We start from the raw sequence: 26253 nt of genomic DNA on the forward strand, positions 1-26253 counted from the left end.
TAGACCGCCCCGCACCGCTGCACCGCCAGCAACGCCACCACCAGGTCCACCCCGCGCGGCACCGCAACCGCCACCACCCGCTCCGGCCCCGCGCCGCGCGCGGCCAGAGCGCGGGACAGGCGTTCCACCCGCTCCGTCAGCCCGGCGTAGGTCAGCTCGCGCCCGCCCGCGCGCACCGCGACCGCCTCCGGCGCGCGCCGCGCCACCTCGGCGACGCGGTGGGGCACGGGTGCGAACGGGGCGGAGGCGCGCCCTTGGGCGCTCTCCAGGCGTCGGCGCTCGGCCGCGGTGAGAACGTCCAGGTCGCCGACGCGCCGCCGCGGGTCGGCGGTGACCTGGGCGAGGAGGCGTTCCAGCCGCCGCGCCGCGGTCAGCGCGGTGGCCTCGTCGAACAGGTCGGTGGAGTAGCGCAGGCTCGCGGCCAGTCCCGGGGTTCCCGGGCGTTCGGCGAACACGAACTCCAGGTCGGTCTTTGCCGTGGCGATGTCGACCGGTTCGACACGCGCCCGGGCTCCCAGGAGTCGGCTGTGGGCGGGGTCGCGCTGGTAGGTGAGCATGACCTGGAACAGCGGGTGCCGGCCGAGGGAGCGGGACGGGTTGAGGTGTTCGACGACCCGGTGGAACGGGGCGTCGGCGTGGGCGAACGCGGTGACGTCGCGGGCGCGGACCCGTTCCAGCAGCTCGGCGAAGGACGGGTCGCCGGAGACGTCGGTGCGCAGCACCAGCAGGTTGAGGAACAGGCCGACGAGGTCGTGGGTGGCGGCGTCGTCGCGTTCGGTCACCGGCGTGCCGATGGGGATGTCGTCGCCGGCGCCCATGCGGTGCAGCAGGACGGCGACCGCGGCCTGCACGACCATGAAGACGGTGACCCCGCTGCGGGCGGCGAGCCCGCGGATCTCCTCCAGCAGGGCGGCGTCGACGCGCACCGGGACGGTGGCGCCGTGGCCGCTGGGCTGGGCCGGACGGGGTCGGTCCAGGGGCAGGGTGGCCTCCTCGGGCAGGCCCCGCAGCTCCGCCGTCCAGAAGGCGAGCCGGGCGGACATCGGAGAGTCGGGGTCGTCGGGGTCGCCCAGGTGCGCGCGCCGCGCCAGCGCGTGGTCGGCGTAGTGGACCGGCAGCGGCGCCCAGTCGGGGGCGTGTCCGGCGCGGCGGGCGGTGTAGGCGGCGTCGAGGTCGCGCAGGAACGGCCCCTCCGACCACTCGTCGGTGGCGATGTGGTGGAAGGCCAGGACGAGGACCTGTTCTTGGGGCGCGGTCCGCAGCAGGGCGGCGCGGACGGGCACGTCCGTGGTGACGTCGAAGGGGCGGTGCAGGATCTCGGCGACCCGCCCGGCCAGTTCGGCCGGTGTGATGTCGGCGGTCTCCAGGAGGCGGGGCAGTTCGTCGGGGGGCAGGATGCGCTGGCGGGGGCCTTCGGCGTCGTCGGCGTAGACGGTGCGCAATGGCTCGTGGCGGACGGCGACGTCGCCCAGCGCCGTGGCCAGTGCGTCGGCGTCGACCGCCCCGGTCAGCCGCAGCGCGACCGGGACCGTGTAGGTGGGCGAGGGGCCGGCGAGCCGTTCCAGGAACCACAGCCGCTCCTGGGCGTGGGAGAGCGGAAGGCGTTCGGGGCGGGGGCGCGCGGGGGCGGGATGCGTCGGCTTCCCGGCCGTGGCGAGGGCGGCGGCGCGGCGGGCGAGCGCGGCGGGGGTGGGCGCGTCGAACACGTCGCGGATGCCGACGCGCGCGCCCAGCCGTTCGCCCGCGCGCGCGGCGAGGCGGGTGGCGGCGAGGGAGTCGCCGCCGAAGGCGAAGAAGTCGTCGTCCGCGCCGACCCGGGGCAGGCCGAGCACGTCGGCGAACAGTTCGCACATCTGTTCCTCGGCCGCGTCGCGCGGCGCGGTCACCCCGGCCGCGGCGGCGAGGTCGGGGGCGGGCAGGGCGGCGCGGTCGATCTTGCCGTTGGCGGTGAGCGGCAGCGCCTCCAAGACCACCAGCGCCGCGGGCACCATGTAGCCGGGCAGCCGGTCGGCCAGCGCCGCGCGCACCGCGTCGGTGTCGGGGGTGCTCCCCGGGGCGGGCACGAGGTAGCCGACGAGGCGGGGGCCGCCGGGGCCGTCCTCGCGCGCGACGACGACGGCCTGGCCCACGCCGGGCTGGTCGGCCAGCGCGGCCTCGACCTCGCCGAGCTCGATGCGAAAGCCCCGGATCTTGACCTGGTGGTCGCTGCGTCCCAGGAAGTCGAGGGCGCCGTCACGGCGGCGCCGGGCGAGGTCGCCGGTGCGGTACATGCGGGTTCCGGGCGGGCCGTAGGGGTCGGCGACGAACCGCTCGGCGGTCAGGTCCGCCCGCCCCAGGTAGCCGCGCGCCAGCCCCGCGCCCGAGATGTACAGGTCGCCCGCGACGCCCTCGGGCACCGGACGCAGCGCCGCGTCGAGCACGTGGACGTCGGTGTTGGCGATGGGGGTGCCGATCGTGACCGGCAGGTCGGCCAGGACGGGTGCCGTGGTGGACCAGATGGTGGTCTCGGTCGGCCCGTACAGGTTGGTCACCGACGCCGCACCGCCGGCCAGCGTCTCGGCCAGGTCCGGTGGCAATGCCTCGCCTCCCACCAGCACCCGCAGTCCGCGCACCGCCCCCGGGTCCTCCTCGACCAACGCCCGCCACAGCGTCGGCGTCGCCTGCATGACGGAGGGGCGCTCGGCGGCGATCGTCCGGGACAGTTCCCGTGGATCGCGCACCGTGTCGGGGTCGGCCAGGACCACGGTGGCCCCGGCCAGCAACGGCAGGTAGATCTCCAACGCCGAGATGTCGAACCCGACCGTCGTCACCGCCAACCACCGGTCGCCCGGTGCCAGTGGGAACCGCTCCCCCATGTCGGCCAGGAAGTTGGCCAGCGCGCGGTGGGACACCACCACGCCCTTGGGCCGCCCGGTCGAACCAGAGGTGTAGAGGACGTAGGCGGCCGAATCCGGACCGACCGGCTGGGCGGGGAGGGGGGAGCCGTCGTGGTCGGGGAGGCCGGCCGGGTCGTCGAGGAGCAGCAGCGCAACGTCGTCCGGCAGGATCTCGGCGGTCTCGCCCGTCGCCACGGCGAGGACGGCGCCGGCGTTGGTGAGCGCGTGTTCGATGCGGGCGGCGGGGAACTCCGGGTCCACCGGCAGGTAGACCGCCCCGCACCGCTGCACCGCCAGCAACGCCACCACCAGGTCCACCCCGCGCGGCACCGCAACCGCCACCACCCGCTCCGGCCCCGCGCCATGGGCGCGCAGCCGGGCGGCGAGCCGGCCGGCCGCCTCCTCCAGCCCGGCGTAAGTCAGCTCGCGCCCGCCCGCGCGCACCGCGACCGCCTCCGGCGCGCGCCGCGCCACCTCGGCGACCAGTTCGGCGACGCCGTGGTCGGGGATCGCGCGGCGCGGCCCCCGGCACACCGTCGCCATCCGGCTCTGTTCCCGGGGGGTGAGGACGTCGAGGTCGGCGACGCGGTGGCGGGCGGGGGCCGGGGCGGTGAGCGCGCGTTCGAGCAGGTGGCACCACCGGGTGAGGTGCTCCGCCAGTTCGTCGGGGCTGTGGCGCGCGGCGTTGCCGTTGAGGGTGAAGCGCAGCCCCTCCCTCTTGTCGGGGGAGCCGTTGACCGACAGGGACACGTCGTCGACCGGTCCCTCGGACAGCGTGTGGGTGGTGGCGGGCACCCCGGCGAAGTCGAGGTCGTAGTCGAAGGCCTTGATGTTGACCATCGGGCCGTGCAGCAGCGTGCCGCGTCCCACCAGGTTGAGGTCGCGGCGGATGTCCTCGGCCCGGTAGCGCTGGTGGGCGCGCAGGCCGCGCATCGCGGCCACGGTGCGGGCCACCAGCTCGGCGAGGGTGTCGCCGGGGCCGACGGCCAGGCGCAGCGGCAAGACGTTGACCACCATCGAGGGGGTGCGCAGCGCCGCCGAGCCGAGCCGGCCCATCGCCGGCAGGCCGAGTAGGACCTCGCGCGCGCCGGTGCGCCGGTGCAGGTAGCCGGCGAACAGCGCCACCAGCGCCTCGGCCCAGCTCGCCCCCGTCTGCTGCGCCAACGCGGCCAGCCGCCGGGTGAGCTCGGCGTCCAGGTCGCCGCGCGCCGGGGTGGCGGCGCGCGGAGGGGCGGGGGGCGCGTCGCCGAGCAGGACCGGTTCGGGCCGGTCGGCGAGCAGGTGTCGCCAGTACTGCCGGTCGGCGCTGTGGCGCGGCGAGTCCGCGTAGGCGGTCTCCTCGGCCACCACGTCGGCCAGCCGGCCGAACCTGTCGTCCGGCCGCTGTCCCCGCGCCAGCCGGGTGTAGACGTCGGCGACGCGGCGGGCCAGCGTGGTGATGGCGTAGGCGTCGGCGACGATGTGGTGGTAGCGCTGGTACCACAGGTGGTGGTCCTCACCGAGGCGCAGCAGGGCGAAGCGGTGCAGCGGTCCGACCGTCGGGTCGACCGGGGTGGCCATGTCCGCGCGCATCCAGGCCAGGGCCGTGGCGCGCGGGTCGGCCTGTCCGCTCAGGTCGATCAGGTCCGGGGGTGTGTCCGGCCCCTCTTCCACCCGCTGGTAGGGCGTGCCGTCCACCTCGACGATGCGGGTGCGCAGCGCGTCGGTTTCGGCGGTGACATGGCGCAGCGCTCCGGTGAGGGCCTCGGTGTCGATCCGGCCGGGCAGGTCGGCGTACTGCCCGACGTTGTAGATCGGGTTGTCCGGATCGACCCGCTGGGCGTACCAGACGCCGCCCTGCGCTCCGGTGAGGGGCAGGAGGCCGGTCGGTGCGTGCGTCATGACGTGCGTTGCTCCCGGTTCACGAGATGGCTGGCTGGGGAGGGAGGGGCCGGTGGCCGGGGTCGTCGGTCAGTCGACGAGGAGGCGGGTCCAGGCCGCCAGGGTGGGTTCCTCGGCGAGTTCGGCGAAGTCGGTCCGGGCGCCGGCGCGGCGCCAGGTCTCCACCAGGCTCATGAGCCGGATGGAGTCCATGCCGAAGTCGAGGAGGTCGTCGTCGTCCCCGATCGTCTCGGCTGGTTCGCCGAGGACCCGCGCGACGTCGGCGCGCAGTTGTTGGGGGGTCAGCCCGGCGGGTCGCTGGGCGGGGGTGGCGGGGTTGTCGGTCACACGTGCTCCTTGAGGGGGCCGGGGACGCCGCCGGCCGGGACCGGCTCGCCGTGGGGGGCGCGGGCGGTGATGGAGGCGAGGATTTCGCCCACGCGCACCGCGACGTTGGACAGCAGCGAGGAGGAGATGCCGTGGGTGTGCTCGGTCCCGCCTTGCAGGTAGACGCCGCAGGTCATCTCGTCGGTGGTGGCGAGCCGGTAGTCGCGCTGGACGACCGGGCGGCCCGCGGTGTCGGTGAGGCAGTGCCGGGCCAGGTCGCCGAGGAGGTCGCGCGGGTCGGCGGCGCGGTAGCCGGTGGCGAAGACGACGTGGTCGGCCTCGATCGGCGTCTGCTTGCCGCTGGGCAGGTGCTCGACGGTGACGGTGACCCCGTCGGGGCGCTCCTCCACCGAGACGACCCGGGAGGTGTTGAGCAGCCGCAGCCGTTCGGTGCCGTTGACCCGGTCCTGGTAGACCCGGCGGTACAGCGCGTCGATGAGGTCGGGGTCGACCACCGAGTAGTTGGTGTTGCGGTGGTAGCCCATGATCTCGTCCTTGATCTCCTGGGGCGCGTCGTAGAAGGCGTCAACGGCCTGGGGGTCGAAGATCCGGTTGGCGAACGGGCTGTCGTCGGAGGGGCTGTAGCCGTAGCGGGCGAAGACCGCGTCGACGGCGGCTTCGGGGAAGGCCCGGTAGAGGTGGTCGGCGACCTCGGCGGCGCTCTGGCCGGCGCCGACCACGACGAAGCGGCGCGGGGCGGCCTGCGGCCCCAGTTCGGCGAGCCGGTGCAGCAGGTGCTCGCTGTGCCAGATCCGCGCCGAGTCCGTCAGGCCGGCGGGCAGCCGTGGCGTGAGCCCGGGGGCGAGCACCAGGTTGCGGGCGCGGTCGCGCCGGACCTTGCCCTCGGCGTTGCGCGAGAGGACGTCGAGGTGGCTGATGCGTCCACTGTCGTCGCGCACCGCCTCCACGGCGAACGCCTCGTGTCCGTAGACGACCTGGTCGGCGACCCGCCCGGCGCACCAGGCCAGGTAGTCGTGGAACTCGGTGCGCAGCGGGAACAGCGTCTTGTGGTTGATGAAGTCGTGCAGGCGTCCCACCTGGTGCAGGTAGGACAGGAAGCTGAAGTCGCTGGCCGGATCGCGGGTGGTGACGAGGTCCTTGAGGAAGGACACCTGCATCGTGGCGTCCTCCAGGAGCATGCCGCGATGCCAGCCGAAGTCGGCCTGGCGTTCGAGGAAGAGCCCGCTCGGCGCGGGCTGGGAGGCGGAGGGGCGCCGTTCGTGCAGCGCGATGGCGAGCGCCACGTTGGACGGGCCGAACCCGATTCCCACCAGGTCGTGGACCTGCTGGGGCGAGGGCGTGGAGGTCACGGTGTTCCCTTCGATGTGGTCGCGGTTCAGGCGTGGGAGGCGACGGTGGCGGCCGGGGTCGATGACAGGGCCGTGGTGACGGCCTGGGTGGGCAGGACGGCGGCGCAGCACTGCGCCGCGTAGTCCAGCGCGAAGCGGTGGTCGGCGGCGGAGAAGTCGGCCACGGCGTCGGCGACGAGGAACGGCTGGATGTCGCGCATGAAGGCGTCGGTGGCGGTGACCAGGCAGCCGATGTGGGCGTAGACGCCGGTGATGAGGAGCTGGTCGCGTCCCTGTTCGCGCAGCAGGTCGGCCAGGCCGGTGCGGGCGAAGGCGCTGTAGCGCCACTTGGTGAGCAGCACGTCGCCGTCGGCGGGCGCGACCCGCGCGGTGATCTCGGTGTGTTCGGGGATCGCCCGCATCCCCGCCCCCCAGAAGTCGCGTTCCAGTCCCCGTTCGTCGGGGTCCATGTCGCCGGGTTTGGCGGTGTAGAACACCGGCACCCCGGCGGCGTGGCAGGCCGCGCGCAGGAGGGCGATGTTGTCCAGCGCCGGGGCGAGCGGGGAGGTTCCGGCCGCGAAGGGGCGCAGGAAGTACCCCTGCATGTCGTGGACGAGCAGCGCGGCCCGCTCGGGGTCGGGGCTCCAGGCCGCCCGGTTGGGCGGCAGCTCCTCGGGACCGGGCAGGTCGTAGGGCTCGATGCGGGGCAGGGAACGGGACGTCATGGGCGTCCTTTCCGTCCGTGGTCGGGGCGTGGGCGTTCAGGGGGCGGCGGTGCGGCGCAGTTCGGCCGTGATGGCCTGGCGCAGTTCGCGTCTGCTGGTCTTGCCGACGCCGGTGGCCGGGAAGCGTTCGACGAACTCGACGCGGTCGGGGATCTTGTAGGCGGCCAGGCCGCGTTCGCGGAGGAAGCGCAGGAGCTGGGAGCGCCCCGGGGGCGTGCCGCGCGGGATGACGTAGGCGCAGGTCCGCTCGCCGAGGAAGGCGTCGGGTACCGCCACCACGGCGGCGTCGTGCACGTCGGGGTGGGCGAGGATGTGGTTTTCGACCTCTTCGGCGGCGATCTTCTCCCCGCCCCGGTTGATCTGGTCCTTGGCGCGGCCCTCGACGACCAGGTGTCCGCCGGGCAGTAGGCGCACCACGTCACCGGTGCGGTAGAAGCCGTCGGCGGTGAAGGCGGTCGCGTTGTGCTCGGGGGCGTTGTAGTAGCCGCGGATCGTGTAGGGGCCGCGGGTGAGCAGGTGCCCCGGCTCGCCGGGGGCCACCGGCCGGTCTGCGTCGTCCAGGACGCGGATCTCGTCGTCGGGGCTGATCGGGCGGCCCTGGGTGGTGACGACGGTCTCCTCGTCGTCGTCCAGGCGGGTGTAGTTGACCAGCCCTTCGGCCATGCCGAAGACCTGTTGCAGGGCGCAGCCCAGCGTGGGGCGGACGCGGCGGGCGGCCTGTTCGCCGAACTTGGCGCCGCCGACCTGGAGCACTTCCAGCGATGTCAGGTCGCGCCCGGCCTGTGAGCCGCCGTCCACGGCGTCCAGCCACAGCAGCGCGACCGGGGGCACGACCGCGGTCATGGTGACACGTTCGGTCTCGATCAGCGCCAGGCAGGTGTCGGGGCTGGGGTCGGGGGCGAGCACGACCGTGCCGCCGGCGTGCAGCACCCCGAGGAACCCGGGTGAGCTCATCGGGAAGTTGTGGGTCATCGGCAGCGCGGCGAGGTAGACCGTCTCGGGGCTAAGCCGGCAGATCTCGGCGCTGGCGCGGACCGAGTACAGGTAGTCGTCGTGGGTGCGCGGGATGAGCTTGGGCAGGCCGGTGGTGCCGCCCGACAGTTGGAAGAAGGCGACGTCGTCCGGGTCGGCGGCGGCCCCGGGGGCCGGGTGGGTGAGGGGGGCGTCTCGCAGGTCGGCCAGCGCGGTGAAGCCCTCCTCGCCGCCGCTGTCGCCCGCGACGAGGACGTGGGCCGGCCCGTCTCCTTGGGCGCGCACCCGCGCGGCCATCGCGCGGTGGTCGAATCCGGCGTGGACGTCGGGGATGACCAGCGCTGCCGCGGCGGTGGCGGCGCACAGGTGGCCGATCTCGCCGTGGCGGTGCGCGGGCAGCGCGTAGACGGGCAGCGCGCCGATCCGAAACAGCGCGAAGGCGACTTCCAGCACCTCGGGGATGTTGGGGAGCTGGACGACGACGCGGTCGCCGGGGGCGATCCCCAGCCGGAGTAGTCCGGCGGCCAGGCGCGAGACACGCTCGTCGAGTTCGGCGTAGGTCCAGCGCCGTTCTCCTTCGACGACGGCGGTCCGGGTGGCGAAGCGGCGGGTCCGGTCGCGCAGGAAGGCGTCGAAGTTCTCGCCTGTCCAGTAGCCGGCGGCGCGGTAGCGGGCCGCGGCCTCGGCGGGCCAGGGGGTGCATCCGGCGAGCATGTCCGGTGGGGCCTTTCGGGGTCGGGGAGGGTGGTCGGCGGCCGGAGGGGTCACAGCGGGCGGTCGACGCCCAGGGCGAGCAGGAGGGTGCGCAGCTTCGCCGAGGTTTCGGCGAGTTCGGCCTTGGGGTCGGAGCCGGGCACGATGCCGCCGCCGGCGAACAGGTCGAGGGTGGTGTCCTCCACGTCGGCGCAGCGGATCGTGACGGCCCATTCGCCGTCGCCGGCGGCGTCGACGTGGCCGACGACCCCGGTGTAGAAGCCCCGGTCGAAGGGTTCGATGTCGCCGATCGCGGCGCGGGCGATGTGGGTGGGCGTCCCGCACACCGCAGGTGTGGGGTGCAGGGCGTGGACGAGGTCCAGTGACGTGGTGCGCGGGTCGTCCAGTTCCCCGGTGACCCGGGTGGACAGGTGCCACATGGTCGCGGTGCGGACGAGGCTGGGCTCGGCGGGGACGTCGAGGGTGCGGCAGTACGGTTCCAGGGCCGCGGCGACCGCTTCGACGACGACGGCGTGCTCGTAGCGGTCCTTCTCCGAGGCCAGCAGGGCGACGCCGGCGCGCTGGTCTTTGGTGGGGTCGGCGCTGCGGGGGGCCGATCCCGCCAGCGGGTTGGAGGTCACGTGGGTGCCGCGCTTGGCGACCAGCAGTTCCGGGCTGGCGCCGACGAGGGTGCGCCGGCCGCCGCCGCGGGGTGGCAGGTCGACGGCGAAGACGTGGGCGTCGGGGTCGCGGCGGGCCAGGTTGGCGAGCACGCGCGCGACATCGACGGGGCGGTCGCCGGTCAGCCGCAGGGAACGGGCCAGGACGATCTTGCGGGGGGCGGTGTCCGGCCCGTCGGGGGCGGTGAGCAGGTCCAGCGCGCGGCGCACGGCTTCGGCGTGCTCCCGGGGTTCGGGGACCGGCTTGACCTCCCAGGTTCCGGGCAGGGCGCGGTGGCGGGTCTCCTCCCGGGCGCGCGTCCCTTCGGCGCGGTGGAGCACGCGCGGGACGACGAGTCGGGCCGGGGAGCCCGGGTCGAAGGGGATCGCCCCCATCGCGACGGCCGGTCGGCCGTCCTCGGTGATGACGTCGCCCAGCGCGTCGGCGACGTCTTGCGCGTGTTCCAGGACGGCGAGTCCGCCCTGGCCGAGCAGGGTCGTCGAAGGGGAGGAGAGGAAGGCGGCGCCGGGACGGTAGGCGCTGAGGAGGTCGCCGGCCGTCACCGTGGTGGAGGCGGCACGCTGGAGGGGCACCGGTCGGCCTTTCTGACGAGCGGATTCGGTCCACCAAGCCGGTGGGTGAAGTCGGGATCGGGGTTCGGTGCTCCCGGGGGCACCGGACGGGTCAGGCGCGCTGGGTGGCGCCGCCGTCCACGTAGAGGTCGTGCATGGTGATCTGACGTGCCTGCGCGGAGGACAGGAAGCGCACGGCGGCGGCGACGTCGGCGGGGTGCGCGATGCGGCCGAGGGGGATGCCCGCGCGGAACTTGGCGGGGTCGCCGGCGATGACCTTCTCGGCGTCGTGCGGCCCCTGCCACATGCCGCGCTGCATGGGGGTGTCGGTGGAGCCGGGCGAGACGACGTTGCAGCGGATGCCGTGCGGGCCCAGTTCCAGGCCGAGGGATTTGGTGAACAGCGCCGCGGCGGCCTTGGAGGCGCCGTAGGCGGCCATGTCCGCGCGCGGGATGCCGGCCGCGTTCGAGGCGACGGTGATGATCGACCCGGCCGCGCGGGCGATCATGCGCCGCGCCGCGGCGCGGCAGACGTGGAAGACCCCGGTGGTGTTGACGGCGAACAGGTCGGCCCAGTCGGCGCCGGACAGGTCGGTGACCGGGCCGGTGCGCAGGATGCCGGCGACGTTGACCGCGTGGGCGACGGGTCCCAGGTCGGTTTCCACCGCGTCGAACAGGTCCTCCACGGCGGCCTCGTCGCGCACGTCGACGGTGTGGGGGGCCACGTCGCCGCCGAAGGCGCGCGTCTGCTCGACGGTGCCGGCCAGGCCGTGGGGGTCGCGGTCGACGGCGGCGACCCGTGCTCCTTCGGCGGCCAGGGCGGCGACCACGGCGCGCCCGATTCCGCCTCCCGCACCGGTGACCACGGCGACCGTCCCATCGATCCCCTCCAGGCCCACGTCTCCCCCTCGCCGTCTGTTACGCACCGCAATGGGACGTCTACCCATGCGGATACGACCAAGGTGAAGCAAACCTAATTAAGGCAATGCTTACCTAAGCAACCGACCGCAAGTCTTGAACGACGGGGTGTGGTGTGTCAACCCACAAAATTCCGGCATTCTTCGCTTTAGTTGACAAAACACCCAAGAGATCATCTTCACCACTTTCACCCTGGGCAACAGTTCCATCACACACAGACAGAAGCGCACGTCCACCCCCGCGCGCCATCACCACACCCCTCCCCCGCCTCCCAGCCCGCGACCGTCACGCACAGTAATCGAATTCAACGGCGTTCCCCGACATTTCACCCCCACCCCTCGACAGAGCCTGTGAATCGGATCACTCCCCATGGCTCCGCGCGAGCCCGATGCCCGATTACCACTCCACTCCGCCGAGAGCGCGCATCGACACGGTGGGTAATCTCGCGAATCTCCCACACCGCGACACTAAGTCACGATTTAATGACGTTCCGTATCGGCCGATCGATCCATGGGCCGACGAGAGAAAGAGACATCATGCGCCAGCGACACCTACTCGCGACCGCGCTCGCGGCGGCTGCCTGCCTGACCGTTCCGGCTCCCGCCCACGCCGGCTCGGGCTCCAGCAGCTGGTTGGAACTGTCCATCAGCCACGAACACCACGACGGTGTGCGCACCGTGATCCTCAAGTGTGATCCGCCCGGGGGCACCCATCCCTCCCCTGAGGAGGCGTGCGCCTCCTTGGAGGCCGTCGACGGCGTGTTCGAGGCCCTGCCGGCCGCCGGCCTGGTCTGCACCATGCAGTACGACCCCGTGGTCGTCCGCGCGTTCGGACACTGGGAGGACGTCAAGGTCCACTACGAGGAGGAGTTCCCCAACCCGTGTGTCGCCGCCGACCAGACCGACGGCGTGTTCTGGTTCTGAGCCGAGGCGAGGCGCCGTCCCTGTGCGGGGACGGCGCCTCGCCGTTTCGGAGGGAAACCGCTGCTCCACGGGCTGTGAGGAGACGCCGAGGGTGCATAGGCGTTCCCCTTTTGTGCATTGCACAACTTTCCCCTCCTCCTCTTCAAGGAGATCAGGGCGGGTCTATACGTTTCCGAGTCACAGACGGCGCGGGCGGGGCCCGCGCCTCTCCTCCCCCACTCCACCCATCCCGAGGAGGTCCGATGCGGATCCCCCGTGCCCTCGGACTGGTGTGCGCGACCGCCCTGCTGGCCTCGTGTGCGCCCGCGCAGTCCACCGGCAACGACTCCACCGCCGACGAGATGACCGGCACCCTGCGCGTGTGGTTGTTCTCCGAGGTCAACCAGGAGCCCAAGGAGAAGGTCGTCGACGAGGCGGTCGAGGAGTTCGAGGCCGCCCACGAGGGCGTCACCGTGGACGTGCAGTACATCCCGGTGGACACCCGGGCCGAACGCTTCCGCGCCGCGTTCAACGACCCGTCGAGCGCCCCCGACGTCGCCGAGTTCGGCAACACCGACCTGGCCGGCTACGTCGAGGCCGGTGGGTTCGCCGACATCACCGAGGACCTCTCCGCCTGGGATGAGGCGGCCGACTTCTCCCCCGAACTGGCCGCCACGACCGAGGTGGACGGCGCCTCCTACGGCGTTCCGTGGTACGTGGGCATGCGCGCGCTGTACTACCGGACCGATCTGTTCTCCGAGCACGACATCGAGGTGCCCGAGACCTTGGAGGAGGTCGTCGAGGCGGCGCGCGAGCTGCGCGAGAAGGAACCCGACCTGCTCGGCCTGTCCTCCGGCGGCGCCTACACCTACGGTTTCCTGCCCTTCGTGTGGGCTCACGGCGGCGACATCGCCACCGTCGAGGGCGACACCCACACCGCCGCGATCGACTCCGCGCAGTCGCGGGCCGGCGTGGAACTGTACTCCGAGGTGCTCTCCGAGGACGTCTGCCCGCCGCAGACCTGCTCAGAGATGGGCGGCAACGACAGCGTCCAGAACTTCGTCGCGGGCCGGGCGGCCATGACGATCGGCGGCAACTTCAACCTCAACGCGGTCGAGGAGAGCGAGGTCGCCGACGACTACGCGGTGATCCCGCTGCCGGGGACCGAGCCCGGCAGCATCGCCCCCGCCTTCGCCGGCGGCAACAACCTCGGGGTTCTCGCCGGTACCGAGCGCCGCACCCTGGCGGTGGAGTTCATGAAGCTGCTCGGCGGCAAGGACTACCAGCTCAAGATGTACGAGGCGATGGGCAACCTGCCCACCTTCACCGACGTGCAGGCCGAGGTCGCGCAGTCCTCTCCGGAGATGGAACCGTTCATCGCCACCTTGGAGGCGGGGACCAGGTTCGTTCCGGTCACCGGCGCCTGGTCCACCATCGACGCCCAGACGGTGCTGCCCTCGATGATGCAGCAGATCGCCGGTGGTGACGCCACGGTGGAGGAGGCCACCGCGGAGGCCGCCACCCGGATGAACGACGCTTTCTCCGGGCAGTAACGCATGGCGACTCAGGTTCCCGCTGTGGGGCGGCCGGCCGCGGCGACGCGGCCCGGCCGCCGCCGCGGCCGCTTCGAGCACTGGTTCTACCTCTCGCCGGCGCTCGTCGTCTTGGCCGCGCTGCTGGTCTACCCCCTGTACCAGCTCGTCCTCGTCTCGCTGTACGACTACCGCCAGGCCCAGGTCAGCGGCGCGCAGCCGTTGCGCTTCATCGGTTTCGACAATTACGCGACGCTGCTGGGCGATCCCCGCTTCTGGGGGGTGCTGGGCAACACCGTGGTGTTCGCCGCGGCCTGCGTGGTCGGCACCCTGCTCGTGGGCGGGGCGTTGGCGGTGTTGGCCACCCGGTTGCGTCCGTGGGTGCGCACCGTCTTGTTCCTGACCGCGCTGGGCGCCTGGGCCACTCCGGCGGTGACCGGCAGCGCGGTGTGGCTGTTCCTGTTCGACCCGACCCTGGGCCTGGTCAACCAGGTGCTCGTCGGCGTCGGCCTGGAGGGCTTCGCCGGGCACTCGTGGACCTATGAGAAGTGGTCGGCGTTCGGGCTGGTGGGCGCCGAGGTGATCTGGTGCTCGTTCCCGTTCGTGATGGTGACCCTGTACGCCGGTATCACCTCGATCCCCGAGGAGGTGGTGGAGGCCGCCCGGTTGGACGGCGCCTCGACCCTGCGCATCGCCCACAGCATCATGCTGCCGATGCTGCGCCCGGTGTTGGCGATCGTGACGATCCAGTCGATCATCTGGGACTTCAAGATCTTCACCCAGATCTACATCATGACCGGGGGCGGCGGTATCTCGGGCCAGAACATGGTGCTCAACGTCTACGGCTACCAGCAGGCGTTCGCCGCCAGCCAGTACGGGCTGGGCTCGGCGATCGGTGTCATCACGTCGCTGCTGCTGCTCGCCATCACGCTGGTCTACCTGCGCGCCCTGCGCCGTAATGGGGAGGTGCTGTGAGCGTCCGTCACGACGAGTCCGGCCCCGCCGTGGCCCCGGCCACCGGCGCGGCTGCGCGGCCTCCCGCGGGGGCGTCGGACAGGCCCGCTGCGGCCCCTCGCCGCAGGCGTCCGCGCCGGTGGCTGGCCGACGTCTGCGCCCTGCTGGTCGCCGTGGTGGTGGCCTTCCCGCTGTATTGGATGGTGCTGTCGGCCCTGCGGCCCCGCGCCGAACTGGAGGCGGGCGACGCGACCCCGTTCACGCTGTCGCCGAGCTTGGACTCCTTCGAACGGGTCGTCCTCGTCGACGGTTTCGGCCGCTACCTGGTGAACAGCCTGCTCGTGGCCGGCGCGGTGGTGGTGCTGTCGACGCTGTGCGCGTTCTTGGCGGCGGTCGCGCTGACCCGCTACCGGTTCCGCACCCGTTCGACGCTGCTCGTCATGGTGCTGGTCGCGCAGATGGTGCCGATCGAGGCGCTGACCATCCCCCTGTTCTTCCTGCTGCGCAACATCGGCGGCGCGGTGCCGGCGCTGGGGCTCAACCATCTGGGTTCGCTGATCATCGTGCACATGGCGTTCTCGATACCGTTCGCCATCTGGATGCTGCGCGGTTTCGTGGCCGCGGTCCCCCAGTCGGTGGAGGAGGCCGCCAAGCTGGACGGGGCGAGCAGTTTCACCTTTGTGCGGCGTATCCTCTTCCCGCTGGTGGCGCCGGGTGTGGCGGCGTGCAGCATCTTCTCGTTCATCACGACGTGGAATGATTTCCTGTTCGCCAAGACGTTCATCATCTCCGCCCAGGAGAACCAGACCCTGCCCATCGCGATCCTGACCTTCTTCAAACCGGACGAGAACGACTGGGGCGGCATCATGGCGGGGTCGGTGCTGATGACGATCCCGGTGTTGATCTTCTTCGTCATCGTGCAACGGCACCTGATCTCCGGACTGGGAGGAGCTGTCAAGGGATGAGCGCCGGCGAGGCCCCCGCGGCCGGACGCAATCCTCGCAACGCCTCGGTGTCGCTGCGCCGCGCGCTGGCGATCCTGGAGGATGTACGGGCCCAGCCGGCCGGTAGCGGCGGGTTGACGCTGACCCAGCTGGCCGAGCGTGTCGGCGTCAACAAGAGCACCGTCCTGCGGTTGGCGACGCCGCTGTTGGAGGCGCGGCTGCTCGCCCGGGACCGCGAGACCGGCCGCTTCCGGCTGGGGGCGGCGGCGCTCGCGCTGGGCCAGGCCTACCTGGACCAGTTGGATCTGCGCTCGGCGGCCTCCAAGCACCTTCGGGAGCTGATGCGTCGCACCGGGAACACCTGTCACCTGGTGGTCTTGGAGGGGACCGACGTGGTCTACGCCGACAAGGTCGAGGACACCACGACGGTTCGCATGGCCTCGCGGATCGGGGTGCGCATGCCGGCCCACCGCACCGCGGTGGGCAAGGCGATCCTCGCCCACAGCCCTCCCGACCTGGTGGAGCACGTGCTCGCCGCCGGGTTGGCGCCGGTGACGGCCAAGACGATCACCGACCCGGAGGTCTTCCGGCGGGAGCTGGGCCGTATCCGGGAGCGCGGTTACGCCATCGACGACCGGGAGAACGAGCCGGAGGTGCGCTGTGTGGCGGCTCCCGTCTTCGACCACAACGACGATCCGGTGGCGGCGATCAGCGTGTCCTCGCTCGCCAGCATGCTGCCGGCGGCCCGGGTCAGGGAGCTGGGGCCTGACGTGGCGGCGACCGCGGCGCTGATCTCGGCCGATCTGGGCGCCCGCCGCTCCCGCCCGCCTCTGTCGCGTTGACCCCGCCGCCGGCGCCCGCCGCTCTTGCGAAGCGCTCCGGGGTACCGGGGACGCCCGGGCAAGAGAGGCGAGGGCGTCTGCGACCGGGACACCCGGCCCCGCTCACCTCGTGGGCGGGGCCGGGTGTTCTGTGTCGCTGGCCGGGCGAGGCGGGGCTAACGCTGCTGCGCTGGCCCACTGTGTGCGAGCCGCTTCGTCCGCTTGCAGTTCGCGCAGGTGGCGTCCGGCAGCGGGTTGAACCGCCCGCAGGAGACGCAGGCCCACTCTGGTGCCGGCCGCCCCTGCGCGGTCTCGGTCTCGACTTCTTCGAGGAGCCGCCATTGGACGCGACGTTCCACTGTGGCCTGTCGCCGCCGGTCGGCGGGCTGCGGGTGGCCACACCGCCAACAGGCGGCGAGGATGTCAGGCTCGGTGGACATCATCGCCCGGCAGCGGGTGCACGCGGCGTAGTAGAGGAGGGCGTGGTTCTCGTTCTCGTCGTCCACGCGCAGCGGGACGCGCTGCCCATAGAGCGCGGCGCCGCGCGCCATTGATCCGCGCCTGACCATTCCCATCTCCAGTGGGGTCTTGTGAGCACCGTAACGGGCCACGGGCCGCCTGCCGTAGAGAACAACGTCCCTCCCGACGCCCAAGGGGCTCTGGGGCCGATGTCCGTGGCGGACGGGGAGGCGGACAGGGGAACAGGGAGAGAGGTGGTCCGGGACGGCCCCTCTACCGTCCCGGACCGGTCTCCGGGGAACCCCCTCACGATCCCCCGGTTCCGCGCGCCGTGCCGTGCGGACGGCGCGCGGAGGATTGTGGGCCGCCCGCCCCGCGCCGGATGCGGGCGGCCGGCCGAAGGCCGTCCACCAGGGAAGCCCCGGCCGCTCGCGCGGGGCAGGACTAGGCCCGGGGAAGCCACCGGGACATGCCGCCCCGCTCCCAGGTGCCCCCGCTCGCCCCGGTGACCGCGGTGGGGTAGGCCGCGGAAGTGCCCAACGGGAGGCGGCGTTCCACCGGCCGTGGCGAAGGCGCCTGCCGCGCGTGGAGCAGGCCGCGTGCGGCGAGTTTCATCCGCATCTCCTCGGCGGTGGCGGCGGTGAGCAGTTCATGGCCGGCCAGGGCGAGGTAACCACCGGAGGTTTCCCCGTGCCACACCAGCACGCCGCTCTGGCGGGACAGATCGCGCGCGACGGCGTGACCGGGAAGACAGGGCCGCCTCATCACCGCTCCCCTTCCAGCAGCGCGCGGATCTGGTCGGCGGGAATCCGCCAATGACCCCCCAACGTCCGCTGCCCCCGCAACCGGCCCTCGTGTAGCCACCGGCCGACGGTGCTGGGGGCCACCCGGCACAGATCGGCGACCTCGATCGTGGTCAACAACTCCGGCCACTGCACCGCGGGCGTCTGCGCGACGGGAAGGTGGCGGCCGTTCACCTTGACGGTGACGGAGATCCGGGGAGCGGCGCTCACGCGATCACCCGCCGGGCGTAGGGCCGGACGATCTCCGGGTTCTCCTGCTCGGTCACGCAGCGGTCGATGGCGTCGCGCAGGTGCCGCAGGCTCCAGCAGGTGAGGTACCGGCCGCCAGGGGTGCGGACGGTGTAGATGTGGCCGCCAAGCGGCGCCGGGATACGGCTCATCTCCCAACCGAGAGGAGCGAGCGTCTCTGCGAGCACCGCGAACTCGACGTAGGGCTCAGGGGCGGGGGAACGGGGTTCAGGCATGCACATCGAGACCCCCATGGGTCGGCCGGGCGAGTAACCCGGCAGGACGATCAGGTAGTCCCATCGTTACCCGCTGAAATCAAAAATGCAAGCCCCATCTAGATAATACGTGGCAGAATTCAAGCTACGCCGTCGAAGTACGATGGGAGTTGCATAAAATGTCGGATTCATGGTCACTCAGCGTAGGATCTGGGCACTATCGCCGCCTCCGCGAGAGGAGCCCCCAGGACGTGCCCAGTCCGACTCTGCGCCGTCGCCGCCTTTCCCGCCTTCTGTATGCGCTGCGTGAGGAGAGAGGGCTCACCGCCAAGGCCGTAGCAGCACAGGCCAAGGAGCGGTCCGGGCGCGTTCGCGGGTGGTCGGAGTCCAAGCTCAACCGTCTCGAGTCGGGTGAGTGGAAACGGGCAAAAGTCGACGACATCGCCACGTTGCTCGACATCTACGGAATCACCGATCCAGCCGAACGTGAGGCCTACTTCGTCCTTGCTCGCGAGGCTGGCCAGCAGGGCTGGTGGGCGTCATACGGAGACGCACTTGGGAGCGGTCAGTTCGTCGGGTTGGAGACCGAGGCTCGTTCGATCCGCACTTGCGAGATGATGGCGATCCCAGGCCTGCTCCAGACCGAGGACTACGCCCGCGCGATCATTCAGGCCAGCACAGCCGCGGTCGGCGACCCTCTCGATGAGCGCGACCTCGATCGACGTGTTGAAGCACGCATGCTTAGGAAGAGCATTCTCTTAGGTCGAAACGATCCGCCCACCTACTGGGCTGTGATCGGCGAGGCCGCGCTACTCCACATCACCCCATGCCTCAAGGGGCAGCTGAAGTACCTCTTGGAGATGGGCGAGCGGGCTAACATCGGGATTCAGGTACTCCCGGTGTCCAGGGGGCCGCACGCGGCGATGACGGGGCAGTTCGTCATCCTCGACTTCCTGGCTCCGGACCCGCCTGTGGTCTACCTGGAAGCGCTGTCGGAGGAGATCTATCTAGAAACCCCGGATGAAATCCGGCGATACCAACAGATCTACTCTCACGTGCAGGCCGAAGCACTGCCCGTGGGCGACTCTCGCGCTTTCATCCGTAGCCGCCTATCCGAGCTCCAATAGAAGGTCCTGATGCCTGAGACGTCCCAACTTCGCTTCCGCAAGTCGTCCTACAGCGGTGGCACGACGCAAAACTGTGTCGAGGTCGCCGACCTGCCTGGCGCCCAGGCCGTACGCGACTCCCAGAACCCCAACCTCGGCCACCTGGTATTCCCAGCCACCGAGATGACCGCGTTCCTCGACGCCGTGAAAACCGACCGGCTGTAAGCCAAACAGCAGGAGAGGCCCGGCAGACACCTGCCGGGCCTCCTTCACATCCAGGCGTATGCCCTAGCGGCCGTCCAAGACGACGGCATCATCGTTCAACGCCTTGACTCGGGCATCCATCCAGGTACTCCTGATGTCCAGATGACCGGGAGCTTCGTGATCATGGGCTTCCTGGACCCAGCGGATCCGCTGGTGCTATTCCTGGAGCAGGACCACGGCGGGCTAGATCTAGAGGAAGCCGACGAGGTGGCACACTATCGCCAGCTCGCCGACCACCTCCGGCTGGTAGCCCTGCGTCCGGGGGAGATCATCGACCGGCTCCGAGAGCTCATCGAATAGGACGGACCATGGATACTTATTTGATCCCTAGCAGCCTGTTCCGCAAGTCCAGCTACAGCAGCTCCCACGGCCAGAACTGCGTCGAGGTCGCCGACCTGCCCGGAGCCGCCGCCGTACGCGACTCCCAGAACCCGCACGCCGGCCACCTGGTATTCCCGGCCACCGAGATGACCGCGTTCCTCGACGCCGTGAAAACCGGCCGACTGTAAGCACAGAGCGGAAGAGGTCCAGCGCACGCCCGCCGGGCCTTACCCCCGGGCGTATCTCCAGTAAGTGAAGGCCCCTATGTCAGAGACGCCTCAACTTCGGTTCCGCAAGTCCTCATACTCAGGCGGTGGCACGCAGAACTGCGTCGAGGTCGCCGACCTGCCCGGAGCCGCCGCCGTACGCGACTCCCAGAACCCCAACCTCGGCCACCTGGTATTCCCAGCCACCGAGATGACCGCCTTCCTCGACGCCGTGAAAACCGGCCGACTGTAACCGGACAACAGAAGAGGCCCCGCGCAACCGCACGGGGCCTCTTCCGCGTATACCTGATACGTCCCAGAGAGATACTACGCGCTCTCTCTCCGTTCTCCTAGACCTTCGCCTCCACCGGGAGGCAACAGAAGGGGTCTGTACGCGGAACACCGCGCCGCAACCACCGCGAGAACCGTGAGGGAAGCTCCGCGCGCGGCCTACTCGTAGGGGTCGGGCGGGTTGTCCACCTCGGTCATCTGGTGCACCTCGAAACGGTGGTCGCGGATCTCCTGGAGGCCGCCCTCGGGCTCCACCCAGCTCCCCTCGACCGTCCACCAGCTGTCCTCGGGGGGCGCCGGCTCGTTGGTGATGAGCACCCGGTTGACGATCGCGTCGGCCGCGCAGCACGCCATCTGGAGCCGGGCCAGATACCAGCCCTCCCCCTCCGGGTTGGCGACGACGAAACCGGTGAGACGGATCTCGCGCCCGGCCATCGCCCGCTCCTCGTCGGTCCAGGCGCGCATGACGAACTCCTGCAACTCCATCTCCACCGGCTGCCCCGGCTCGGCCTCCAACTCGTCGTAGGAGACCTCGGAGACGTCACGGGGGGCGCTGGAGGCGGCGTTGGCCGCGGTGTAGGCGCCCAGCGCCGGCGGGGCGACCGCGAAGACCGCGACAACGGGGAGCAGGAGCAGCCACGCCACGCGCGGGCCGTGCCCCCCGTGGTCGTGACCGTGGTCATGGCCGTGGGCGTGCTCCTCCTCCGCCTCGGGACCCCGGCGCGCCTGCCGCAGGTCCATGACGATCGCGGTCACCCCCAGTACGACCAGGACCACGCCGGCCCCGACGATGAAGGGCCGGAAGGCGCCCTGCACGTAGTTGAGGTACAGGTCGCTGGCGAGGGTGCAGCTCAGCGCGGCGACACCGAGCAGGGTCAGCACCAGCCCCTGGGCGATGCGGTTCACAGCAGGACTCCTCCCACCACGAAGGTGAAGATCAGGGTCAGGGCCAGGGTCAGCGGGACGAAGCGGCGCACGAAGCCCCAGCCGAACGTTCCCGCCTGCAAGGCGATCAGCTTGAGGTCGACCATCGGCCCCACGACGAGGAACGCCAGCTTCGCGGTCGGGGAGAACTCGGTCAGGCTGGCCGCGACGAACGCATCAGCCTCCGAGCAGATCGACAGCAGGATCGCCAGCAGCGCCAGCACCAGCACCGAGACGACCGGGAGGTCGGCGACGGCGATCACCCACTCGCGCGGGACCAGGACGTTGAGCGTGGCCGCGGCGAGCCCGCCGACCACCAGGAAACCGCCGGCGTGCATCAGGTCGTGCTGCATCGACTCGCGGAAGACGCGCCACTTCGAGGCGTCCGGGTCGTGGTCGGCGCGGGGCATGCGCAGCCAGCCGGTGCGTCCGAACCGCGCCCATATCCAGCCGACCACGACGGCCGCGCCCAGCGCGGCCAGGAAGCGGGCCACGACCATCTCCGGGCTGCCGGGGAAGGCCACCGCCGTGGCGACCAGCACCACCGGGTTGATCGCCGGCGCCGCCAGCAGGAAGGTGAGAGCCGCGGCCGGGGCGACACCGCGTTTGATGAGCCCGCCGGCGACCGGCACCGACGCGCACTCACACCCCGGCAGGATCGCGCCCGCGGCGCCGGCGACGGGCACCGCCAGAGCGGAGTTGCGGGGGATCGCCCGGCGCCAGAACGACACCGGCACGAACGCGGTGAGCGCCGCCGACAAGGCGACACCGAACACCAGGAAGGGCAGCGCCTGAAGACTGATCGCGGTGAAGATCGTCGCCCAGGCGAGGAACGCCTCATTGGTCAGCCGGTCGGTCAACCAGGCGTTGGCCGCGGCCAGGGCGATGATGAACAGGGCGAACAGCCACACGGTCGCGGTGCGCCGTGGCCCGCGCGGCCGTCCCCAGTCGGACGGCGGAAGCCCCTCGTCGGGTTCGTCCCAGCCGCGCGCCAGGGAGTCGCCCAGGGCCGGGGGCGGAAAGGCGGAGCCCGAAGACCTGTCCGGCACGGTCGTGTCCTTGATCGTCGTCGGTTGCAGGGAGAACGCACGCATACTAACCGACAGGTGAGAACAGTTTTCATATCCGCTGTCGCCGGTGCGCCCGTGTCGATCGACGCACGGGGCCGGCGGTCGGGGCCGGCCGTCGCGTGCCGCCGGCCCGATCCCGTTCCCGACGGGCGGCCGGCACGAAGCGGATCATATCCGGTGTGTCGTCTCTTCGGGGCGGCCACGGGGGATTCGATCGGACAGGCCGCCCGACCACGGGGCGGGCCGGTGCCCCGGCCCGCCCCGGCGGTCAGGAGCGGGAAGAGCCCGCGACCTCCGTCTCCTGGGCGCCGCCCCAGCACTGGACCCCCTCCAGCTCGGGGAGGCGGTCCCGGGTGAACACCGGGTCGATCCCCTGCCTGCGCTGGGCGGTGTAGTCCTTCAACAGCTTGACCGCGACCCCGCCGAGCGGCGCGATGGCGGCGAGGTTGATCAACGCCATGACCCCCATCGAGACGTCCGCGAGGTTCCACACGAGCTGCACCGACCCGATCGCGCCGAGGAAGACCGTGAGCACGACCAGCAGGCGGTAGGCCGTCAGCGTCGAGGGGCGCGCCGACAGGAAGCCGAGGTTGGACTCGCCGTAGTAGTAGTTGCCGAGCACCGAGGTGAAGGCGAGCAGGAACAGGATGATCGTCAGTGCGTGGATCGCCCAGCCGCCGAGGTTGCTCTCCAGGGCCTCCTGGGTCATGGAGGGGCCGCGGTTCTCCCCGTAGACCGGGTCGCTGAGCAGCACGATGAAGGCGGTGGTGGAGCACACGATGAGCGTGTCGAAGTAGACGCCGAGGGTCTGGACCAGGCCCTGCTTGACCGGGTGGCTGACCGACGCGGTCGCCCCGGCGTTGGGCGCCGACCCCAGCCCCGCCTCGTTGGAGAACATGCCGCGGCGCATCCCCTGCACGATCGCGGTGCCCACGCCGCCGCCCACGAACTCCCGCAGCCCGAAGGCCCCGGTGACGATGTCGGCGAACACCGAGGGGACCTTCTCGACGTTCAGGGCCACCACGACCAGCCCCAGCCCGATGTAGAGCAGGGCCATGAACGGCACCAGGGCCTGGGCGACATGGGCGATACGGCGGATACCGCCGAAGATCACCGCCGCGGTCAGCGCCGCCAGGGCCAGGCCGATGAGCGCCGAGACCAGCGTTCCGGTGGGGGCGCCCACCGCCGCCAGCGACGTGGACACCGCGTCGGCGATGCTGTTGCTCTGGACCGAGTTGAACACGATCCCGAACGTCACCGTGATGACGACGGCGAACAGCACACCCATCCAGTTGCGGCCGAGACCGTAACGCATGTAGTAGGCGGGACCGCCACGGAACCCGGTGCGGTCACGGACCTTGTAGAGCTGGGCGAGGGTGGACTCGACGAAGCTCGCGGCACCCACCACGAGCGCCATCGTCCACATCCAGAAGACCGCGCCAGGGCCGCCCAGCGCGATCGCGGTGGCGACACCGACGATGTTGCCGGTCCCCACCCGCGCCGCGGCCGACACCGCGAAGGCCTGGAAGGAGGAGATGGCCTTCTTACCATCGGGCGCGATCTCGGGCTTGTTGCCGAGGACCCGGATCATCTCCGGGAGCAGGCGGAGCTGGACCGCTCCCAGCCGGATGGTGAAGTACAGACTGAGCAGCACCAGCAGGGGAATGAGCAGGTAGGCCCAGAACCGGTCGTTGAGGGCGACGACGACGTCGCTGACAGCGTCCACGAGGGAACGATCTCCTTCTGGGAGTACGGGCGGGCTCCCGGGCGCGCGGCCCGGTCGCCGTGGGGCGGGTGCGACCGGTCGGGCCGCATCGGGAATGCGTCTTGGATCACGCACCCCGACCGGGAAGGATACCGGTCACCCGCACACCGGACGATACGGGCGTATCGCGGCCGACACGGGTCAGACCGCCCCTCCTCCCGACCGTCCCGCCGCGGCAGCGGGCAGATCGTCGGCGAGCATGTCCATCAACAAGCCGTCCCGCCAGTGCCCCTCGGGGTCGCGCCAGTAGGAGCGCATCACCCCCACCCGGCGGAACCCGGCCTTCTCATAGGCGCGGACCGCGGCGGTGTTGTCCAGGGCCGGATCGATCACGATCCGGTGGTGGCCGCGCTCGTCGAACAGCCACCGGGCCAGCGTCACGATGACCTCGACCCCCAGCCCCAGGCCGCGCGTGTCAGGGTCGAGGAAGACGTCGATCCCGGCGTGGCGGTAGTCCGGTTCCGGCTCCTCGTAGAACTGGATCATGCCGCGCACCCGCCCCTCCACCACGATGGCGTAGCGCTGCTCTCCCCCTTCGGTGGGCAGGGCGAAATCCTCCTCGCCCCACCAGCAGGCCACCTCAGGCCGCGTGACGATCCGGTTGAGTTCCGGCCCGTCCTCCGCCGTCCACGGGCGCAGTGTCGCCCTGGGGCCGACGAGTTCGACGGGCTCCGCAGGGACGGGAGCCGTGGGATCGGGCATGGGTACTCCGGTTGGACGCTGGGCGCACGCGGCGGACGGTAGGGGCCGGGCGACGGGCCGCCCGGCCCGGGCCGGCTCATGTGCCGACCCGCACCACCATCTTGCCGATGTTGCCGCCGCCGAGCATCGATATAAACGCCTCCGGCGCGTTCTCCAGGCCGTCGACGACCGTCTCGGTGAACCTGATCCGGCCGTCGGCGACGGCCGGGACCATCTCGCGCTGGAAGTCGCCGGTGCGGTCGGCGCTGTCGGAGACGATGAACCCGTTGAGGCTGAGCCGCTTGGCCACGATCATGCCCATGTTGCGCGGCCCCGGCTGCGGCTCGGTCGCGTTGTAGGAGGAGATCCACCCGCACAGGGCGAAACGCGCGAAGTCGTTGGCCGCCCCGATCGCCGCCTCCAGGTGGTCGCCGCCGACGTTGTCGAAGTAGACGTCGATGCCGTCGGGCGCGGCCTCGGTCAGCTGCTCCATGACGGGGCCGTCCTTGTAGTTGAACGCCGCGTCGAAGCCGAGCTCGTCGATCAGGTAGGCGACCTTCTCGGCCGATCCGGCGCTGCCGATGACCCTCGCGGCGCCCTTGAGCTTGGCGAGCTGCCCCACGACACTGCCCACCGCGCCGGCCGCGCCCGAGACGAACACCGTGTCGCCCCGGCGCATCGACGCCTTGTCCAGCAGGCCCACATACGCGGTCAGGCCGGGCATGCCGAGCACCCCGAGGTAGGCGGTGGCCGGGATGTCCCCCTTGACGTTGACCGGGCGGACCTGCCCGGCGGGCAGCACCGCGTGCTCGCGCCAGCCGGCGTTGTGCACGACGACGGCCCCCTCGGGAAAGGACTCGTCCCCGGAGCCCTCGACGACGCCGATCGCCCCGCCCTCCATCGGGGAGTTCAGCTCGTAGGGGTCGGTGTAGGTGCGCACGCCGGTCATCTTGCCCCGCATGTAGGGGTCGACCGATATCGCGAGGTTGCGCACCAGGATCTCTCCCGTCCCGACCTCCGGCAGTTCCCGATCGACCAGGGCGAAGTCCTCGGGCCGGGGCGCGCCCTCGGGCCGGGCGACCAGGTGGATCTCACGTGTGCTGATGGACATGGCTGATCCGCTCTCCTTCTCATCTTCACTGTGACGGACGTGTGTCGGCCGTCTGCGGGAGACTTCCCGATCAGGTGCCGCCCACGCCTCCGGCCGGCCCTCCGTTGGGAGGGGCCTCCCGGGCGGCGGACTGCGGCGCGAACTGTGTGCGATACAACCCCGCGTAGACCCCTCCGGCGGCGAGGAGTTCACCGTGGTCGCCCTCCTCGACGATGCTCCCCCCGTCGAGGACGAGGATGCGGTCGGCCTCGCGGACGGTGGCCAACCGGTGGGCGATGACCAGGGAGGTCCGCCCCCGCAACGCGGTACGCAACGCCTCCTGCACCGCGGCCTCGGACTCGGCGTCCAAATGCGCGGTCGCCTCGTCCAACACCACCACCGAAGGCGCCTTGAGCAACAACCGCGCGATCGCCAGACGCTGCTTCTCCCCACCCGACAACCGGTACCCACGATCCCCCACGACCGTGTCCAACCCATCGGGCAACGCATCCAGCAGATGCCCCAACCGCGCCGCCCGCAACGCCGCGCGCAACTCCTCATCCCCCGCCTCGGGCCGGGCATAACGCAGGTTCGCGCCGATCGTGTCATGGAACAGGTGGGCGTCCTGGGTGACCACGCCCACCCGCTCACGCAACGACGCGCCCCGCACCTCACGCAGGTCCACCCCGCCCACGCGCACCACACCCTCCACCGGGTCGTACAACC

27 protein-coding genes are annotated in these 26253 nt (G+C 71.4%); 10 read left to right on the forward strand and 17 right to left on the reverse strand.

Features of this window, described 5'->3' with window-relative positions; all coding sequences use genetic code 11:
• The 7 genes from B5D66_RS24435 to B5D66_RS24465 form a co-directional block, all read right to left on the reverse strand.
• Window positions 1-4757, reverse strand: a 4757-nt coding sequence (locus tag B5D66_RS24435) for a non-ribosomal peptide synthetase (protein ID WP_078764185.1), incomplete at its 3' end; no start/stop codon positions are given.
• Between the two features lie 69 nt (window positions 4758-4826).
• Window positions 4827-5084 (reverse strand): phosphopantetheine-binding protein, encoded by a 258-nt coding sequence (locus B5D66_RS24440; RefSeq protein ID WP_078764186.1) that lies wholly within the window; start codon window positions 5082-5084, stop codon window positions 4827-4829.
• Window positions 5081-6433: a lysine N(6)-hydroxylase/L-ornithine N(5)-oxygenase family protein gene (locus tag B5D66_RS24445; RefSeq protein ID WP_078764187.1), complete on the reverse strand. Its 1353-nt coding sequence runs from the start codon at window positions 6431-6433 to the stop codon at window positions 5081-5083. Before B5D66_RS24445 ends, B5D66_RS24440 begins: the two co-directional genes overlap by 4 nt.
• Before the next feature lie 26 nt (window positions 6434-6459).
• Window positions 6460-7137 carry an isochorismatase family protein gene (locus B5D66_RS24450; RefSeq protein ID WP_078764188.1) on the reverse strand — a complete coding sequence of 226 codons (678 nt, stop codon included), beginning with the start codon at window positions 7135-7137 and terminating at the stop codon, window positions 6460-6462.
• Window positions 7138-7173: 36 nt separating this feature from the next.
• Entirely contained in the window at window positions 7174-8823 is a 1650-nt protein-coding gene (locus B5D66_RS24455) for a (2,3-dihydroxybenzoyl)adenylate synthase (protein ID WP_078764189.1), read from the reverse strand.
• A 50-nt stretch (window positions 8824-8873) separates the two neighbouring features.
• Entirely contained in the window at window positions 8874-10055 is a 1182-nt protein-coding gene (locus B5D66_RS24460) for an isochorismate synthase (protein WP_078764190.1), read from the reverse strand.
• 91 nt (window positions 10056-10146) lie between these two features.
• Window positions 10147-10926, reverse strand: a complete 780-nt coding sequence (locus tag B5D66_RS24465; protein ID WP_394330088.1) for a 2,3-dihydro-2,3-dihydroxybenzoate dehydrogenase — start codon at window positions 10924-10926, stop codon at window positions 10147-10149.
• A 561-nt stretch (window positions 10927-11487) separates the two neighbouring features.
• Between B5D66_RS24465 and B5D66_RS24470 the strand changes: the two genes are divergently transcribed.
• From B5D66_RS24470 to B5D66_RS24490, 5 genes are all read left to right on the forward strand, one after another.
• Window positions 11488-11874, forward strand: a complete 387-nt coding sequence (locus B5D66_RS24470; protein WP_159457317.1) for an SSI family serine proteinase inhibitor — start codon at window positions 11488-11490, stop codon at window positions 11872-11874.
• Between the two features lie 242 nt (window positions 11875-12116).
• The gene (locus B5D66_RS24475; RefSeq protein WP_078764193.1) at window positions 12117-13406 is read left to right on the forward strand and encodes an extracellular solute-binding protein; all 1290 of its coding nucleotides are present in this window, start codon (window positions 12117-12119) and stop codon (window positions 13404-13406) included.
• 3 nt (window positions 13407-13409) lie between these two features.
• A complete protein-coding gene (locus B5D66_RS24480) occupies window positions 13410-14360 on the forward strand; it encodes a carbohydrate ABC transporter permease (RefSeq protein ID WP_078764194.1) in 951 nt (316 codons plus the stop codon).
• A 122-nt stretch (window positions 14361-14482) separates the two neighbouring features.
• Window positions 14483-15304 carry a carbohydrate ABC transporter permease gene (locus B5D66_RS24485; protein WP_235001213.1) on the forward strand — a complete coding sequence of 274 codons (822 nt, stop codon included), beginning with the start codon at window positions 14483-14485 and terminating at the stop codon, window positions 15302-15304.
• Window positions 15301-16125, forward strand: a complete 825-nt coding sequence (locus tag B5D66_RS24490) for an IclR family transcriptional regulator (RefSeq protein ID WP_078764195.1) — start codon at window positions 15301-15303, stop codon at window positions 16123-16125. The genes B5D66_RS24485 and B5D66_RS24490 overlap by 4 nt, the downstream gene beginning before the upstream one ends.
• Before the next feature lie 155 nt (window positions 16126-16280).
• On the opposite strand, the gene B5D66_RS24495 is transcribed toward B5D66_RS24490, so the two are convergent.
• The 4 genes from B5D66_RS24495 to B5D66_RS24510 all read right to left on the reverse strand — a co-directional run bounded on the left by B5D66_RS24495 (window position 16281) and on the right by B5D66_RS24510 (window position 17830).
• Window positions 16281-16673 carry a hypothetical protein gene (locus B5D66_RS24495; RefSeq protein ID WP_144390328.1) on the reverse strand — a complete coding sequence of 131 codons (393 nt, stop codon included), beginning with the start codon at window positions 16671-16673 and terminating at the stop codon, window positions 16281-16283.
• Between the two features lie 334 nt (window positions 16674-17007).
• Window positions 17008-17328, reverse strand: a complete 321-nt coding sequence (locus B5D66_RS24500) for a hypothetical protein (RefSeq protein WP_078764197.1) — start codon at window positions 17326-17328, stop codon at window positions 17008-17010.
• A complete protein-coding gene (locus tag B5D66_RS24505) occupies window positions 17328-17576 on the reverse strand; it encodes a helix-turn-helix domain-containing protein (RefSeq protein ID WP_394330087.1) in 249 nt (82 codons plus the stop codon). Before B5D66_RS24505 ends, B5D66_RS24500 begins: the two co-directional genes overlap by 1 nt.
• Complete coding sequence (locus B5D66_RS24510; RefSeq protein ID WP_078764198.1) at window positions 17573-17830, reverse strand: hypothetical protein; 258 nt, start codon at window positions 17828-17830, stop codon at window positions 17573-17575. Before B5D66_RS24510 ends, B5D66_RS24505 begins: the two co-directional genes overlap by 4 nt.
• 230 nt (window positions 17831-18060) lie before the next feature.
• On the opposite strand from B5D66_RS24510, the gene B5D66_RS24515 reads away from it, so the two are divergent.
• The 5 genes from B5D66_RS24515 (at window position 18061) to B5D66_RS24535 (ending at window position 19959) form a co-directional block, all read left to right on the forward strand.
• A complete protein-coding gene (locus B5D66_RS24515; RefSeq protein WP_235001212.1) occupies window positions 18061-18936 on the forward strand; it encodes a helix-turn-helix domain-containing protein in 876 nt (291 codons plus the stop codon).
• A 9-nt stretch (window positions 18937-18945) separates the two neighbouring features.
• Window positions 18946-19140 carry a DUF397 domain-containing protein gene (locus B5D66_RS24520; RefSeq protein WP_078764200.1) on the forward strand — a complete coding sequence of 65 codons (195 nt, stop codon included), beginning with the start codon at window positions 18946-18948 and terminating at the stop codon, window positions 19138-19140.
• Window positions 19141-19281: 141 nt separating this feature from the next.
• A complete protein-coding gene (locus tag B5D66_RS24525; RefSeq protein WP_078764201.1) occupies window positions 19282-19479 on the forward strand; it encodes a Scr1 family TA system antitoxin-like transcriptional regulator in 198 nt (65 codons plus the stop codon).
• 8 nt (window positions 19480-19487) lie between these two features.
• The gene (locus tag B5D66_RS24530) at window positions 19488-19688 is read left to right on the forward strand and encodes a DUF397 domain-containing protein (RefSeq protein WP_078764202.1); all 201 of its coding nucleotides are present in this window, start codon (window positions 19488-19490) and stop codon (window positions 19686-19688) included.
• 76 nt (window positions 19689-19764) lie between these two features.
• Complete coding sequence (locus tag B5D66_RS24535) at window positions 19765-19959, forward strand: DUF397 domain-containing protein (protein WP_078764203.1); 195 nt, start codon at window positions 19765-19767, stop codon at window positions 19957-19959.
• A 197-nt stretch (window positions 19960-20156) separates the two neighbouring features.
• Here B5D66_RS24535 and B5D66_RS24540 read toward each other — a convergent pair whose 3' ends face one another.
• The 6 genes from B5D66_RS24540 to B5D66_RS24565 form a co-directional block, all read right to left on the reverse strand.
• The gene (locus tag B5D66_RS24540; protein ID WP_078764204.1) at window positions 20157-20903 is read right to left on the reverse strand and encodes a TIGR03943 family putative permease subunit; all 747 of its coding nucleotides are present in this window, start codon (window positions 20901-20903) and stop codon (window positions 20157-20159) included.
• Window positions 20900-21970, reverse strand: coding sequence for a permease (locus B5D66_RS24545; RefSeq protein ID WP_235001214.1), 1071 nt, complete (start codon window positions 21968-21970; stop codon window positions 20900-20902). Before B5D66_RS24545 ends, B5D66_RS24540 begins: the two co-directional genes overlap by 4 nt.
• Window positions 21971-22259: 289 nt before the next feature.
• Entirely contained in the window at window positions 22260-23717 is a 1458-nt protein-coding gene (locus tag B5D66_RS24550) for an alanine/glycine:cation symporter family protein (protein ID WP_078764205.1), read from the reverse strand.
• A 180-nt stretch (window positions 23718-23897) separates the two neighbouring features.
• Window positions 23898-24458 (reverse strand): GNAT family N-acetyltransferase, encoded by a 561-nt coding sequence (locus B5D66_RS24555; protein WP_078764206.1) that lies wholly within the window; start codon window positions 24456-24458, stop codon window positions 23898-23900.
• Between the two features lie 76 nt (window positions 24459-24534).
• Window positions 24535-25548, reverse strand: a complete 1014-nt coding sequence (locus B5D66_RS24560) for an NADP-dependent oxidoreductase (RefSeq protein ID WP_078764207.1) — start codon at window positions 25546-25548, stop codon at window positions 24535-24537.
• A gap of 70 nt (window positions 25549-25618) precedes the next feature.
• On the reverse strand, window positions 25619-26253 hold a 635-nt coding region (locus B5D66_RS24565; protein ID WP_144390332.1), incomplete at its 5' end, for an ATP-binding cassette domain-containing protein.

This window comes from Marinactinospora thermotolerans DSM 45154, assembly GCF_900167435.1.
Taxonomy (GTDB): Bacteria; Actinomycetota; Actinomycetes; order Streptosporangiales; family Streptosporangiaceae; genus Marinactinospora; species Marinactinospora thermotolerans.